12 protein-coding genes and 4 pseudogenes are annotated in these 13,901 nt (G+C 71.4%); 7 read left to right on the forward strand and 9 right to left on the reverse strand.

The features are described from left to right. A partial coding sequence (locus GJ634_RS10305) for a MoxR family ATPase (protein WP_157502706.1) occupies window positions 1-350 on the reverse strand: 350 nt, incomplete at its 3' end. Window positions 351-541: 191 nt separating this feature from the next. Between GJ634_RS10305 and GJ634_RS10310 the strand changes: the two genes are divergently transcribed. Together GJ634_RS10310 and GJ634_RS16460 are read left to right on the forward strand one after the other, a co-directional pair. After that, a complete protein-coding gene (locus GJ634_RS10310; RefSeq protein WP_157502708.1) occupies window positions 542-1,969 on the forward strand; it encodes a sulfatase in 1,428 nt (475 codons plus the stop codon). Beyond that, window positions 1,970-2,389: pseudogene (locus tag GJ634_RS16460) on the forward strand (GtrA family protein); the annotation flags it as partial. A 4-nt stretch (window positions 2,390-2,393) separates the two neighbouring features. On the opposite strand, the gene GJ634_RS10320 reads toward GJ634_RS16460, so the two are convergent. The 6 genes and pseudogenes from GJ634_RS10320 to GJ634_RS10345 all read right to left on the reverse strand — a co-directional run bounded on the left by GJ634_RS10320 (window position 2,394) and on the right by GJ634_RS10345 (window position 9,501). Next, the gene (locus GJ634_RS10320; protein ID WP_157502710.1) at window positions 2,394-2,816 is read right to left on the reverse strand and encodes a GNAT family N-acetyltransferase; all 423 of its coding nucleotides are present in this window, start codon (window positions 2,814-2,816) and stop codon (window positions 2,394-2,396) included. Window positions 2,817-2,848: 32 nt separating this feature from the next. Continuing rightward, window positions 2,849-3,601, reverse strand: a complete 753-nt coding sequence (locus tag GJ634_RS10325; protein ID WP_157502712.1) for a TrmB family transcriptional regulator — start codon at window positions 3,599-3,601, stop codon at window positions 2,849-2,851. Between the two features lie 58 nt (window positions 3,602-3,659). Beyond that, complete coding sequence (locus tag GJ634_RS10330; RefSeq protein WP_331714104.1) at window positions 3,660-7,130, reverse strand: MMPL family transporter; 3,471 nt, start codon at window positions 7,128-7,130, stop codon at window positions 3,660-3,662. A 180-nt stretch (window positions 7,131-7,310) separates the two neighbouring features. Then, complete coding sequence (gene dgoD, locus GJ634_RS10335; protein ID WP_157502716.1) at window positions 7,311-8,456, reverse strand: galactonate dehydratase; 1,146 nt, start codon at window positions 8,454-8,456, stop codon at window positions 7,311-7,313. Window positions 8,457-8,511: 55 nt separating this feature from the next. Next, the gene (locus GJ634_RS10340; protein ID WP_157502718.1) at window positions 8,512-8,931 is read right to left on the reverse strand and encodes a DUF5684 domain-containing protein; all 420 of its coding nucleotides are present in this window, start codon (window positions 8,929-8,931) and stop codon (window positions 8,512-8,514) included. Window positions 8,932-8,974: 43 nt separating this feature from the next. Continuing rightward, a pseudogene (locus GJ634_RS10345) lies at window positions 8,975-9,501 on the reverse strand (DUF309 domain-containing protein). A 101-nt stretch (window positions 9,502-9,602) separates the two neighbouring features. Here GJ634_RS10345 and GJ634_RS16970 point away from each other — a divergent pair. Next, window positions 9,603-10,438 (forward strand): annotated as a pseudogene (locus tag GJ634_RS16970) (succinylglutamate desuccinylase/aspartoacylase family protein). On the opposite strand, the gene GJ634_RS10355 reads toward GJ634_RS16970, so the two are convergent. Beyond that, window positions 10,381-10,827 carry a UPF0179 family protein gene (locus tag GJ634_RS10355; protein WP_157502720.1) on the reverse strand — a complete coding sequence of 149 codons (447 nt, stop codon included), beginning with the start codon at window positions 10,825-10,827 and terminating at the stop codon, window positions 10,381-10,383. The pseudogene GJ634_RS16970 and the gene GJ634_RS10355 overlap by 58 nt on opposite strands. Before the next feature lie 194 nt (window positions 10,828-11,021). Between GJ634_RS10355 and GJ634_RS10360 the strand changes: the two genes are divergently transcribed. Further along, entirely contained in the window at window positions 11,022-11,552 is a 531-nt protein-coding gene (locus tag GJ634_RS10360) for an AAA family ATPase (RefSeq protein WP_197425483.1), read from the forward strand. Here GJ634_RS10360 and GJ634_RS10365 read toward each other — a convergent pair whose 3' ends face one another. Next, a complete protein-coding gene (locus GJ634_RS10365) occupies window positions 11,553-11,936 on the reverse strand; it encodes a DUF5820 family protein (protein WP_157502722.1) in 384 nt (127 codons plus the stop codon). It lies immediately after the preceding gene. Between the two features lie 228 nt (window positions 11,937-12,164). Here GJ634_RS10365 and GJ634_RS10370 point away from each other — a divergent pair, with 228 nt between their 5' ends. From GJ634_RS10370 to GJ634_RS10380, 3 genes and pseudogenes are all read left to right on the forward strand, one after another. Next, window positions 12,165-12,794 carry a hypothetical protein gene (locus tag GJ634_RS10370; protein ID WP_157502724.1) on the forward strand — a complete coding sequence of 210 codons (630 nt, stop codon included), beginning with the start codon at window positions 12,165-12,167 and terminating at the stop codon, window positions 12,792-12,794. Beyond that, window positions 12,794-13,036, forward strand: coding sequence for a hypothetical protein (locus GJ634_RS10375; protein WP_157502726.1), 243 nt, complete (start codon window positions 12,794-12,796; stop codon window positions 13,034-13,036). Before GJ634_RS10370 ends, GJ634_RS10375 begins: the two co-directional genes overlap by 1 nt. After that, window positions 13,036-13,901: pseudogene (locus GJ634_RS10380) on the forward strand (DNA polymerase I); the annotation flags it as partial. The gene GJ634_RS10375 and the pseudogene GJ634_RS10380, both read left to right, overlap by 1 nt.

A 13,901-nucleotide genomic window follows, 5' to 3' on the forward strand; every position in this document is an offset into this window, starting at 1 on the left:
GTCTTCGGCGGCGCGCGGTTGATCTCGTCCGCGAGCACGACGTTCGCGAACACGGGGCCGGGGTTGAACTCGAAGGACTCCGCGCGGGCGTCGTAGACGTGCGAGCCCGTGATGTCCGACGGGAGGAGGTCGGGCGTGAACTGCACGCGGGTGAACTCGAGGCCGAGCGCGTTCGCGAGGCTGCGCGCCGTCAGCGTCTTCCCCGTGCCGGGGACGTCCTCGAGGAGGACGTGCCCGCGGGCGAGCGCGCCCGAGAGCACCGTCTCGAGGAACGCGCGGTCCGTGACGACCGCCCCGCTGACGGCGTCGATTACGTCCGTACACGTCCGGGCGGCGGTGTCGGCGTCCATTCGAGTCGTCCGTCGCCGCCGCCGTCCTTGTAGCTGTCGCCTGCCCGCGGGCGACCGCTCAGTTAATACCGCGTCGGCCCGTCGCTCCGAGTAGCCTAGCGAAACGCATACACCGCTCCCACTGAGAGGGGTGGGTGTCAGCGCCGTTCGAGGGGCACGGGTCTCGAACGGAACGGGGGCAACCGACGAACATGGGACCAGACACAGAGCTTTCGAACGTCGTACTCGTCACGGTCGACTCGCTCCGGGCGGACGCCATCGGCGCGTACGACGCGCAGCGACACACGCCGGTGATGGACCGCCTCGCCGAGCGCGGGACCGTCTTCGAGCGCGCGTTCGCGAACGGGAACTGGACCCCGTTCTCGTTCCCGTCGATGCTCTCCTCCCGGCCCGTGTTCTCGGACTCCGACGAGGTCGGCGTCAGCGAGTCGCCGACGCTCGCGGCCGCCCTCTCCGAGGCGGGGTTCGCCACCGGCGGGTTCAACGCCGCGAACGGCTTCCTCACCTCCCACTGGGGGTACGACGACGGCTTCGACGAGTTCGAGCCGTTCGTCGCCAGCGTCGGCTCCAGCATCTACAGCCGGTACCTCGCCACCCACCCGACCGTGGAGGCGTGGCTCCAGCTCGCGACGTCGCCGCTGCGGCGCGCGGGGTCGTGGCTGCGCGGCGACGGCGACGACCGGCCGTTCCTCGACACCTCTCGGATGTTCGACGTCGAGCACGCCGCCACGGAGTTCGTCGAGGACGCCGACGAGCCGTTCTTCCTCTGGGTCCACTACATGGACGCCCACACCCCGTACGTCCCCGCGCCCCGGTACATCCGCGAGGTGTCCTCGAACGTCCTCGGCACCCACCGGATGCTGCTCGCGCACACCCGCACCGGCCTCGGCTGGGAGGTCGGCGACCGCACGCTCGCGGACCTCCGCACGCTCTACCAGGCCGCCGTCCGGCAGGTCGACGCGAGCATCGGCCGGCTGCTCGACGCCCTCGACGCGGAGGGCGTCGCCGACGAGACCGCGGTCGTGCTCGCGGGCGACCACGGCGAGGAGTTCCAGGAGCACGGCCACCTCGCGCACTACCCGAAGCTCTACGACGAGCTGATTCACGCGCCGCTGGTCGTCGACGTCCCCGGCGCGGAGCCGCGCCGAATCGAGGGGCAGGTCGGCCTCGACTCGATTCCGCCGACCGTCGCGGACCTCGTGGGCGTCGACGCGGACGCCGACTGGCAGGGCGACTCGCTGGCGCCCGCGGTCCTCGGCGGCGAGGAGCCCGACGACGAGCCCGTGGTGTCGGTGACCGTCCGCGGGGAGTCCGTGACCGCCCAGCCGATTCCGCGCTCGCTGGACGACGGCGACCTGCTCGTCAGCGTCCGCGACCGGGACTGGACGTACATCGAGAACGTCGACACCGGCGAGACGGAGCTCTACCACCGGCCGACGGACCCCGACCAGCAGGACGACCGCGCCGGCGAGGTGTCGGCGGACGTCCGGGACGTCGTCGAGCGGTTCGCGCCGCTGGCCGACGCCCACGCGACCGCCATCCGCGACCGCAAGGGGACGACGGAGACCGAGGTCGACGAGGACCTCGGCGCGCGACTGGAAGCACTCGGCTACAGATAGATGCTCCGGCGCTACCTCCGCGCCCTCTACGAGGGGCCGTTCGCGGTGCAGTTGCGGCGGTTCGTCGCCGTCGGCACGTTCACCGCGGGCATCCAGATGGTGCTGTTGTGGCTGTTCGTGGACGTCGGGCGCGTGAACTACCTCGTCGGCGCGGTCATCGCCATCGAGATCACCATCGTCCTCTCGTACGTCCTCAACAACGCGTGGACGTTCCGCAAGTACCGGAACACCGGCCGGTTCGACTACTTCGTCGGGCTGCTGAAGACGAACCTCGTCCGCGGCACCGCGATTCCGATTCAGGTCGGCGTGCTGTTCGCGCTCGTGGAGTGGCGCGCGGTCCCGTACCTGCTGGCGAACGCGGTCGCCATCCTCGTCAGCGGGCTCTACCGCTACGTCCTCGACGCGCGCTGGACGTGGGGGGTAGTCAGAGCCGCTTCCGCATCGCGACGTGCGGGATGCCCGCCTCCTCGAACTGCTCGCCCTCGCGGACGTACCCGCGGTCGTCGTAGAACCCGGCCGCGGGCAGTTGGGCGTGCAGGTAGAGCTCGTCGTAGCGCTCGCTGGCGGTGGCTTCGAGTTCGTCCATCAGCGCCGCGCCCCACCCCTCGCCGCGGCGGGATTCGAGGACCGCGACGCGCTCGACTTTCCCCACGCCGTCGTCGTACTCGCGGAGGCGAGCGGCGCCGACCGGCTCGTCGCCGTCGTACGCGACGAAGTGCGTGGCGTCGGCCTCGTGGTCGTCGACTTCGAGGTCCTCGGGGACGCCCTGCTCGTCGACGAACACGTCGTACCTGACGTCGAGGGCGTCCTCGTAGCGGGCGTCGGTGTCGGCTCGCACGACCGGCATACCACCGGGTCGGGCGGCGAGCCGGAAAACCCCTACTGCTCGCCGGCGACGTCCGCGACGAACTCCCCGAGCAGCGACGACAGCATCGCGGCGAAGCCGGTGTCGCGGCTCCAGAACGCGGACTCGGTGCCGTCGTCGCTGGCGACGCTGAGCAGCACCGCGCTGTCGTCGACCATCACGACGCGCTCGGCGCCCATGTCGGGGGTCGGCTGCGGGTCCACCGCGACGGCGCGCGCGCCGAGGTCGCGGGCGACCTCAAGGACCCCCTCGGTCTCGCTGACGACGGTCACGTCGACGCCCGCGTCGACGGCAGCCGCGAGCGCGTCGCGGACCGCCGGCTCCAGCTGCGCCGTGTCGTCCGTGCCGTAGACGACGCGCTGCTCCGCTGATTCGACGAGTTCGGCGGCCCGCGAGACGACGTTCGCGTCCCCGCGGACCGTCCAGATGGACTCGCTCTCCTCGGTCGCGCCGTACTCCTCGCGGACGGACTCGAGGTAGTCGAAGGCGGCGTCGCTCTCCGAGCGGAGCTGGCGGTAGAGCCGCTCGCGGGCCTCCTCGACGTCGACCGGCCGGTACCGGGTCGGGTTCGACTGCTCGACGTCCACGAGCCCGCGCCCCTCGAGGTCCTCGGCGGCGCCGTACACCTGCGACCGGGGGACGTCGGCGATGTCCGCGACCTCGCTGGCGGAGCCGGTGCCGAGCTTCTGGAGCGCGACGAACACCCGGGCCTCGTACGTCGAGAGCCCGAGGCGCTTGAGCGCGCCAACGGCGTCCTCGTCGTTCATTCGTCCTCCGGGCGCTCGCGCGCCCACTCCTGCACGACGCGGTCGTACTGGTCGGCACTCAGTTCGCCCGCTTCGAAGGCGGCGCTGGCGTCCGCGAGGTCGGCGTCCGTGACGTCCGCCTGCGCGAACACGCGCTCGAAGATGTCCGCGACGACCGCGGCGCCGTCGTCTCCGCCGACGTCGCGCTCGTCGCCGGCGCCGAGCACGCGCCCGGAGAGCTCCACGTCGGAGCCGTCGGGCGCCGTCTCGCGACCGCCACGTCGTAGCTGACCGAGGCGGCCTCGCCGTCGAGGCGCCACGCGACGTAGACCGTGTCGTCGTCGACGACCGCCTCGACCGGCTCGGGGTCGGCGTCGACGGCCGTCACGGTGCCGCCGCGGACCGTCTCCGTGAGCACGACGCGGCCGTCCCGCGCGGGGACGGCGACGGTCGCGGTGAGCGTCCCGCCGGGCTGGACGAGCGTGCGACTGAGGCTGCGCGTCGGCTCGTCGACGGCTTCGGTGGCCGCCGCGTCGGCGGCTGCGGGCGCCGTGTCGGTCGACTCGTCGTCGTCAGCGTCGTCGCCGTCGCCGTCCCCGAAGTTCGCGTCGTCGGGGCCGAGGTACTTCGTCCAGATGACGAGCAGCGTCGGCAGCACCAGCACCGCCGCGAGGAACGCGTAGACGATGGTGAGGCCGGTGATGATGCCGAACTGCTGGAGCGGCGGGAGGATGGCGAACACGAGCACGCCGAACCCGCCGACCGTGGTCGCGGCGGACCCGAGGAGCGCGCCGCCGGTCCCGGTGACGGCGGTGCGCATCGCCGTCCAGACGGTGTCCGTGCGCTCCAGTTCCTGCATGTAGCGCTCGCTGAGGTGGATGCTGTACGCCACCCCGAGCCCCACCGTGAGGCTCGTGATCATCCCCGTGAGCACGTTGAACGGGATGCCGAAGACGTACATCGTCCCGAGGATCCACGCGACGCTCAACACCACGGGCAGCAGCGTCACCGCGCCGAGGGTCGCGCTCCCGTCGGTGAGCCGGTAGGTCGCCATCAGGAACGCGAACACGGCGACCAGCGTCACCAGCAGGCTCTGGACGACCGTCTCCAGCAGCTGGTCCTGGACGATCTTGTTGAGGATGGCGCTCCCGGTCGCGGTGGCCGCGAGGCCGTCCCCGTCGGCCACGTCCGCGACGTCGCGCATCTGCTCGGTGATGTCGTCACCGGAGGCGCCGCCCTCCACGGCGACCACGAGGCGCGCGGCGTCGTAGCCGTCGTCGGTCTGGTGGACGTACGCGCCCGCCTGCTCGGGCGCGGTCTCGTAGAGCGCGTCGTAGACGGCTTCGACGTTCCGGTCGGGGACGCCGTCGCCGTCGGTGTCCGCGTCGTGGAACGTCGCGTTGAACGACTCGTTGGACGCCGCGACGGTCCGCATCGTCGACAGCGGCCCGCGGATGTCGGGCTCGCCGTTCGAGAGGACGTACGTCACCTCCTTGTCGACGGCGGCGTCCCTGGCCGCCTGTATCCGTTCGAGGGCGTCACCGCTGGCGACGTCGCCCTCGATCAGTATCTGGGCCTGTGAGTTCTCCGGGGCGAACCGCTCGTTGACGTACTCCATGTTCGCCTTCGCGGAGTACTCGCCGGGCGCGAACGGCTCCGGGAGGTCCTGCATCCAGTCGGCGGGCTCCTCCGCGAGGAAGTCCTTCTGCTCGAAGGACGTGTCGACGTTCGTCGCGCCGTACGCGCCCGCGGCGGTCACGAGCAGCGTGATCACGAGCACGACCGCGGGCGCCCTCCGGGCGGCCTTCGAGCCGACCGACAGCACCTCGCTGAAGCGGCCGCCGCCGGTGCCGAACGCGCGCTTCGTGCGGTCCCAGCCCCGCGCTTCGAGGAAGCCGTCGATTTCGACCTTCAGCGCGGGGACGAGCACGCCGAACACGAGCAGCGCGGCGAGGATGCCGACGCTGGAGACGATGCCGAAGTCCCCGATGGGCGGCACGGGACTCGTGAGGTTCGAGAGGAACCCGATGACCGTGGTGGCGGTCACCCACACGAGCGCGACGCCGACGCCGGCGAGCGCGACCCGCATCGACCCGCGCGGGCCCGTCGGTCTGTCGGGGTCCTCGACGGCCCCCACGCGCTCCTCGCGGTGCCGCATGAAGATGTGAATCGCGTAGTCGATGGAGAGCCCGATGAGCAGCACGGGCACCGCGATCATGATCTGGTTGAACGCGATGTCCGCCCAGCCCATGAACCCGAACGTCCACGCGAGCACGGCGCCGATGCCGAACAGCCCGAGCGCGATGTCGAGGACGTCGCGGTACGCGACCGCGAGCGCCACGAGCACGAACAGGATTGCCAGCGGCCCGACGATGAGCAGGCTGTCGGCCATCGAGGCGTCGATCTCGTGGCTGATGATGCCGCTGCCGAACACGAGGTAGTCCTGCGGGCGGTCCTCGCCGATGTCCTGCATCGCGAGCTGGGCGTCGATGACGGCGTCGCTGGTGACCTGCCCGCCGGCGGGCACCTCGCCGTCGGTCTGCTGGGTGGCGACGAGCATCGTCGCCTCCGCGTCGGTCGACCCGGGCTCGTACTCGGTCGGCATGAACCCGAAGACGGACTGGCCGTTGCCGCCGTTCCGTCCGTCGTCGAGCACGGTGCCGACCAGCTCCTCGACCTCGGAGTCGTTCAGCGACCGGAGCTCCGCGAGCTGTTCGTCCAGCGAGGCGTCGGTGGCGTTCTCGTAGGCGGCCCGCCGGTCCGCGAGTTCGTCGCCGAGCGCTTCGAGCTCCTCGGCCTGCGCTTCGAGTTCGCTCGCGCGCTCGTCGAGGGCCGCGTACTCGGCTTCGAGGACGCCACGCGTGCCGAGCCGGTAGGCGGCTTCGACGTCGGACTCGCTCTGCGCGTTCCGGAGGTCGCTGGCGGCCCGCTCGAAGGTCTGGTAGTGGCTGTCCGTGAGGTTCACCGAGGAGTTCGCGCGCACCCGGTCGAACGCCGCGCTGACGCTCGCGTCCGGGTTCTGGCGGAGGAACGTGAGTTCGCCGCGCAGCGCCTCCGCCGTGGCGTTCAGCTCCGCCGACCGCTCCTCGACCGCCGCCCGCTCGGACTGGACGGTCCGGTTCAGCGCCTCGAACTCCCGGAGGGTGGCCTGCAGTTCGCGACCCTCCTCCTGCCGGAGGGACGCCGTGGCGACGACGTTCGCGATGCCCGTGACGGCGTCGTCGCCCGTGAGCGTCTCGTTGACCGTCTCGTTCTCGTAGAGCGCGCGCTCGTACTCGAGCGTGTCGACGAGCGCCTCCTTCGTGAGGACGTTGTCGTTCCGGACGACGACCTGGACGGTCGTGGTGTTCTCGTCGCCGGCCGAGAAGTTCGCCTCGATGTAGTCGAGCTTCTGGGAGGCGTCGCTCTCGGTCTGGAACTGGTCCAGCGAGGAGGACTGCTCGACCATCGGCGCGCCGGCGCCGACCAGGACGGTCAGCACCAGCATCACGGCGATGGCGGCCTTGCTGTGCTTCGTGACGAGGGCGGCGACGTCGCCGACGCGGCTCACGACCGCCACCCCCGGAGGGCTGTTGGTAGTATCATACTGACAGAGTGGTTCTCGGGTGGTACTGACAGCTACTGCGTACATAAACACACCGAAAGGAGCGGGGACGTCGGCGTCTCTCGCAGAAGGGAGAACAGACGGGCAGCGCGCGTCAGCCCGGCAGCGTCGGCCGTCCCGGCGAGCTCACCACTCCGCGACGCCGCCGTCCTCGTGGCGCCAGACGGGGTTGTGCCAGTCGGGCTCGTCGGCCGCGCGAATCGCGTCCTCGTCCACGTCGACGCCCAGCCCCGGGCCGTCGGGGAGGTCGACGTAGCCGTCCTCGTACTCGAAGACCGAGGGGTCCTCGAGGTAGTCCAGCACGTCGCCGCCCTCGTTGTAGTGGATGTCGAGGCTCTGCTCCTGAATCAGCGCGTTCGGCGCCGCCGCGTCCACCTGCACGCACGACGCCAGCGCCACCGGCCCCAGCGGGCAGTGCGGCGCCAGCGCCACGTCGTAGGCCTCGGCCATCGACGCGATCTTGTTCACCTCGGTGATGCCCCCGGCGTGGGAGAGGTCCGGCTGGACGACGTCCACGCTCCCCTGCTCGAAGACCTCCTTGAAGTCCCACCGCGAGTACATCCGCTCGCCCGTCGCGATCGGCGTCGTCGTCTTCGCCGCGATCTCGGGGAGGGCGTCGTTGTGCTCGGGGAGCACCGGCTCCTCCACGAAGAACGGGTCGTACGGCTCCAGCGCGGCGACGAGCCGTTCCGCCATCGGCTTCGAGACGCGGCCGTGGAAGTCCACGCCGACGTCCACCCCGTCGCCGACCGCGTCGCGGACCGCCGCGAGGCGGTCGACGGCCTCGTCGACGGCCTTCGGGTTGTCCACGCGGCGCATCTCGGGCGTCGCGTTCATCTTCAGCGCCGTGAACCCCGCCTCGACCTTCTCCGCGGCGGCCTCGCCGACGTCGCCCGGGCGGTCGCCGCCGATCCACTGGTAGACGCGAATCCGGTCGCGGGCCGGCCCGCCGAGCAGTTCGTAGACCGGCGCGCCCAGCGTCTGGCCCTTGATGTCCCAGAGCGCCTGGTCGACGCCAGCGATGGCGGACATCAGGACGGGGCCGCCGCGGTAGAACCCGCCGCGGTACATCGCCTGCCAGTGGTCCTCGATGCGGGCGGGGTCCTCGCCCAGCAGGTAGCTCTCGAACAGCTCCTCGACGGCCGCCTCGACGGTCTTCGCGCGCCCCTCCACGACCGGCTCCCCCCAGCCGACGGTGCCGTCGCTGGTCGTGACCTTCAGGAACAGCCACCGGGGCGCCGCGTGGAACAGCTCGTAGTCGGTGATTCGCATCACGTCGAGGACCGACCGGACGGCCGTTAGTGGTTCTGGTCGGGCCCGCGAGCGCTCAGAACGACTCGCCGGCGTTGGCGGCAGCGCCGCCCGGGCCGCGGTACTCGTAGTCGCCGAACCCCAGCACGGGGAAGAAGATAACCGGAAGCAGCCAGAGCCCGATACCGAACAGGAGTCCGCAGCCGAACGACTTCGCGAGGTCGACGGAGATCTTCGCGAGCACGAAGACGTTCACGACGGGGACGAACAGCAGCAGCAGCCACCACCACTCGTTGCCGCCGATCTTGAGCATCACGTAGAGGTTGTAGATGGGGACGATGGCGGCCCAGCCGGGTTCGCCGGCCTTCGAGAACGTCAGCCACGTTCCGCCGACGACGGCGACCAACACGGCCAGCGCGAAGAGCAGTCCGACGAGCCCGCCGATTGCGTCGGCGGCGCCCGACTGCAGGGGCAACAGGAGCGTATCGAGTATCATCCGAGTCTACTACTGCCGCACTCACGGAAAAAGCTCCGGGAGTTCACTCCAGCTGTTCGGCGTACTCGTAGTCCGCCGGGTAGGCGTTCGGCGCCGCGCCGTCGATGCGAATCCCCCAGCCGTCGAGGACCGTCGGGTCGTCGAGGGCCGCCCGCAGCGTCGCGCGCCGTCGTCGACGTCGACGCCGTAGTAGTCGCCGGGCACGTCGTCGAGGTACTGCAGCGCCGTCCGGAAGAGGCTCCGCATCCCCGCGTCGTCCCCGGACGCCGGCTGGTCCTCGGGCGCGGTGCGCGTACCGTCCGGCTCGAAGTCGTAGTGCTTGTGCGCGCCCGCCGCGACCTGCACCATCCCGTGGAGGAACGCCGACTCCGTCGTGCCGCTGCCGTAGTTGTACCACTCGTCCTCGAAGCAGTCGTGGGACTCGTGGAACGCGCCGCTGTTGTAGAGGCGGACGCCGTGCTCGGTCGCCTTCCGGAGGGTCGCGTGCTCCCACACCCGGCGGTCCGCCAGCCAGCCGGTCGGGTTCCCCAGCGGCGGTGCGACGCTCGGGTCGCGGGTGTGGTCGTCCATCACCCGGCCGTTGTGGTTCGGCGGCCGTAATCCCGTCGGTGGTGCCGCCGCGATGGCCGCAACGACAACCCCTATGGGTCCGCGCCCGCTACGGCGTGACGATGCGAGTCGAACAGCTAGGCGACGGCGAACCGGAAGTGGCCATCGTCGGGAGCGTCCACGGCGACGAACCGTGCGGCGCCCGCGCGGTCCAGCGACTGCTCGACGCCGACCCCGACGTCCTCGAACCGGTGAAGCTCGTCGTCGCCAACGAACGCGCGCTCGAGGAGAACGTCCGCTACCTCGACGCCGACCTCAACCGCTCGTTCGGCGAGGACGTCCCCGCGGACGCCCACGAGGTCGAACTCGCCCACCGCCTCGCCGAGGAGATCCGCGGGTACACGGTGCTGTCGCTGCACTCCACGCAGTCCCACGCCGACCCGTTCGCCATCACCGCGGGCTTCGACGGCCCGATTCCCGACGTCGTCCCGCGGCTCCCCGTCGTCGCCACCGTCGACACGCAGGGGTTCGGCGGCGGCCGGCTGTTCGCGTCCGACGCGGACATCATCGAGGCCGAAGCGGCCTGCAGGGCACCGAGACGGCCGCCGAGAACGCGTTCCGCCTCGCCCGCGAGTTCCTCACCGCGGTCGGCGCGCTCCCCGGCAGCGCCGTCGAGCGCGAGATTCCCGTCTTCGAGATGGGCGAGTCCATCCCGAAACCCCCGGCCGACGAGTACGAGGTGTTCGTCGAGAACTTCGAGCGCGTCGAACGCGGCGAGACGTTCGCCGCCGCCGACGGCCACAAACTCGTCGCCGACGACCCCTTCTACCCGGTGCTGCTCTCGCCGTACGGCTACGCCGGCCAGTTCGGCTACCGCGGCCAGTACCGCGGCACCGTCGGTCAGTCCTCGGACGGCGCGAACTCCACGAGCGTCAACTCCCTGTCCAGCGCGCAGTAGTCGTGGGGCGGGTCCCCGAGAATCTCCCGAATCTGGTACTCCTCGTCGAACTCCGCGCCCTGCGGCTCGCAGTACTCGTGGCTCGGACACTCCGTGTGCGGACACGACCCCGCGAGCTTCCCCTTGCTCCCCGCGTACGCGCCCTTCGACGGCACGTTCGCCGTCACGGGCGCGGGTTCGACGTCCACCGCCACCACGCCCTCGTCGTGGACCGCGCAGTCGAGGACCTGCCCGCCCTCGCGGACCTCGGTGACCTCGTACCGGACGCCCTCCTCCAGCGTCAGACACTGCTTGCGGTACGGACACCCCTCGCAGTCCGACGACTCCCCGCGGTAGACGAACTCCGTGCCCGGTTCGGCGAGCCGCGACCCGAGCAACGTGATAGTCATGTCCGGGGATTCGGCTCGCGCGTGGTTAAGCCTCCCGCCAGCGGGACGAGCAGGGATCGGTTGTAGTTTTGTTTCTCCGAGTTCCGTGATGTCCGCTGTGAACACCACCTCGAAAGCAACAACGTAGTCACAGGCTCCATCGGCGACCTGACCGAGCCCGAACACCTACCAGAGCGAACACCGACAGTCTAGGCGTGATACTGGTCGTGTGCGGGCCGCCGGGCGCGGGGAAGACGACGGTCGCGCTGGGCCTGAACCGCCGGCTCGACGCGGACGGCTACGAGTTCGAGGTCGTGCACACCGACGACCTCGCGTCGCCCGTCTACGACCGCCTGTTCGAGCGCGTCGCGGAATCCCCCGAAGCGAACTGGCTGCTCGACGGGACGTTCTACGAGGCGGAGTGGCAGCGCCGAATCCGGGAGTTCCCGGACGTCTACGTGCTGCTCGTGACCGCGGACCGGGACACGTGCGTCCGGCGGAACCACGAGCGCGACGGCAGCGCTGCGAGTGACGCGAGCAGCGCCTCGTCAGACGCGTCTGACGGCGTTCCAGAGCGCGCGGTGAAGGTGATTTACGACGAGTTCGACCGGCCGGACGCGGACTTCGTGGTTGACACCGACGTGCTGCGCGTGGGGACCGCGGTGGACCTCGCGTACGAGCGCGTACAGGAGTGGCTCGCTGAGGCCGAGACGGTCGACCGCGACGGGAGCAGCGCGGCGGAGTAGTCAGCCCGTGAGCTCGTCGAGCTCGTCGAGGTAGTCGTCGCGGGGGAGCTGGTAGGCGCCGCGGTAGTCGACGTCGCCGGCGTCGAAGCGCGCCGCGAGGTCGACGGCGCCGGCTTCGGCGGCCTCGCGGGTGTCGAAGCGCGCGTCGGCGTCCTTCACGCGGACTTCGGGCTCGAGGCGGAGGGAGACGAACCAGCTGTCGGGCGCGGAGTGCGAGCGGCGCTTGCGCTCGGTGGGCGGGCGGCGGGCGACGCGGATCGTCGGGAGGCAGGGCGCGGGGAACGCCTGCGTGTCGAAGACGTCGGGCCGGTAGACGAGAATCGCGCCGTCCTCGTCGTCGTTCCACACCCGCCAGCCCCCGGGGAGGTCGTCGAACGCGGTCATGGGCGCCCTACCCCGCGAACGCCGTAAGGTCTGCCGGTTCGCGAACGAGCGGAAGCGACCGCGCCGCCCGGCTGCGAGTGAAAGTGGAGCGCCGCGCCGGCAGCGCCACCAGCCGCGCTCGACCGGCGACGGACTCGGTTTCGCCGCTTCAGCGCGCTCCGTGCGAGAGTTTCACTTTCACTCCGCACCGGGATTCGGTTTATCTCCCGCGTGGCCGACGGTCCCGGTATGACGCACGCACCCGACGCGCCCGACCTCGACTCGGGGGTGACGCTGTTGCACACCAGCGACCGCGGGACCCTCGCCGCGCTCGTCGCTGCCGAACTGGAGTCCCGCGACGCGCCCGCACGCTGGGTTGACGCCCGCAACCACGCGTCGACGTACGCGCTCGCGGCGGCCGGCCGCACCCGGCGAGTCCTCGACCGCGTGCTCGTCGCGCGGGCGTTCACCGCCCACCAGCACCACGCGCTCGTCCGGCAGCTGGTCGCGGACGCGCGCCGGCCCACGGGGCTGGTGGTCGCGCCCGCCGTCGACGACCTCTACCGCGACGACGACCTGCTCGACGCGGCGGCCGACCGGCTCCGGGCGGCGACGCTGTCGACGCTCGCGGCGCTCGCGGACGCCCGCGACGTGCCCGTGCTCGTGACCGCCACCGACCCCGACGCAGTCGCCGAGTACGCCGACCGCGAAATCGACGTCGAGGAGACGCGGTTCGGCCCGCGGTTCGACGACGGCGAGGACGCGACGACCGCGTACTGGACGCGGAACGGCTGGCAGACCACGATTCCGTACTGGGTCGACCTCGTCGGGTCGGTCCGCGACCCGGCGGCCGTCGCGCGCCCGGAGGTGGTCGCCTGATGGGGCGCACGAACCCCACGTACCGCGACCGCCTCGACGACTACGAACAGCGCTGTCAGCCGTTCCGCCGGGCGCTCCGGCGCGAGCGCCAGAAGGACTTCGACCGGCTGTTCGAGCGCGCGCGCAACCACGCCCACGCCGCCGGCCACCTGAACGCGACCGACCCGGAGCGCGCCGCCGTCCTCTCGATGCTGCTCGCGCAGGAGGCCGAGCTCCGGGAGCTCCGCGAGCGACTGGACTGATGGCGTACGCCTTCGACTTCGACGCCGACGGCGTGACGCTGTGGCACGCGGACGCGGACGGCGGCGTCACCGCCGAGCGCGACACCGCGTACGCGCCGACGGTGTACGTCCACGCCGGCGACGGGCCGCTCGGCGCGCTCGCGGAGCGTCTCGACGACGACCCGAAAGTCGCGGACCTGCGGTGGGTCGAGAAGCGCCGCGACCTGCACGCCGACGACCCGACCGAGGTGCTGGCGGTGGACGTCGAGCGCGTCCGCGAGGTGGGGACGCTCGCCCGCGAGATTCGCGTCGACCGCGAGGCCGACCGCCCGCCGGGGACGTTCCGGCTGTTCGACGTGGACTTCTCGCCGGGGTTCCGGTACTGCGTCGAGACGGGGACGGACCCGACGCCCGCCCGCGACCTGCGGACGCTGGCGGTGCGGACGACCGACCGCGCGCTCGCGGACGACGACTGCTCCGCGCTCCGCGTCGACGGCGAGCGCATCGAGGGCAGCGAGCGAACCGTCCTGCGCGCGCTCGCGGCTCGCGTCCGCCGCGTCGACCCGGACGTGCTCGTCGTGAGCCACGGCGGCCTGCTCCCGCTCGCGCGGCGGCGCGCGGCCGAACTCGGCGTCGACTTCCGGTGGGGTAGGACCGCCGAGGGCGTGCCGGACCCGGGCGTGACGCAGCTCTCGGGCGCGAACACGTACGAGAGCTACGGGCGGACGGGGCACTCGCCGGCCCGGTACGCGGTCGGCGGGCGCGCGGTCCTCGACGAGTCCAACAGCTTCCTCTGGGGGCAGTCCGGGCTCGCTGGCCTGCTGTACCTCGTCGAGCGGTCGTGGAAGCCGATCGAGGAGGCGGGGTGGGCGAGCATCGGGAACGT

Origin of the sequence: Halobacterium sp. CBA1126 (genome assembly GCF_009741975.1) — an archaeon.
GTDB lineage: Archaea > Halobacteriota > Halobacteria > Halobacteriales > Halobacteriaceae > Halobacterium.

Coding starts and splice junctions, on each gene's coding strand:
- GJ634_RS10310 (WP_157502708.1), top strand. CDS start 542: ATGGGACCAGACACAGAGCTTTCGAACGTCGTACTCGTCACGGTCGAC.
- GJ634_RS10320 (WP_157502710.1), bottom strand. CDS start 2,816: ATGCCGGTCGTGCGAGCCGACACCGACGCCCGCTACGAGGACGCCCTC.
- GJ634_RS10325 (WP_157502712.1), bottom strand. CDS start 3,601: ATGAACGACGAGGACGCCGTTGGCGCGCTCAAGCGCCTCGGGCTCTCG.
- dgoD (WP_157502716.1), bottom strand. CDS start 8,456: ATGCGAATCACCGACTACGAGCTGTTCCACGCGGCGCCCCGGTGGCTG.
- GJ634_RS10340 (WP_157502718.1), bottom strand. CDS start 8,931: ATGATACTCGATACGCTCCTGTTGCCCCTGCAGTCGGGCGCCGCCGAC.
- GJ634_RS10355 (WP_157502720.1), bottom strand. CDS start 10,827: ATGACTATCACGTTGCTCGGGTCGCGGCTCGCCGAACCGGGCACGGAG.
- GJ634_RS10365 (WP_157502722.1), bottom strand. CDS start 11,936: ATGACCGCGTTCGACGACCTCCCCGGGGGCTGGCGGGTGTGGAACGAC.
- GJ634_RS10370 (WP_157502724.1), top strand. CDS start 12,165: ATGACGCACGCACCCGACGCGCCCGACCTCGACTCGGGGGTGACGCTG.
- GJ634_RS10375 (WP_157502726.1), top strand. CDS start 12,794: ATGGGGCGCACGAACCCCACGTACCGCGACCGCCTCGACGACTACGAA.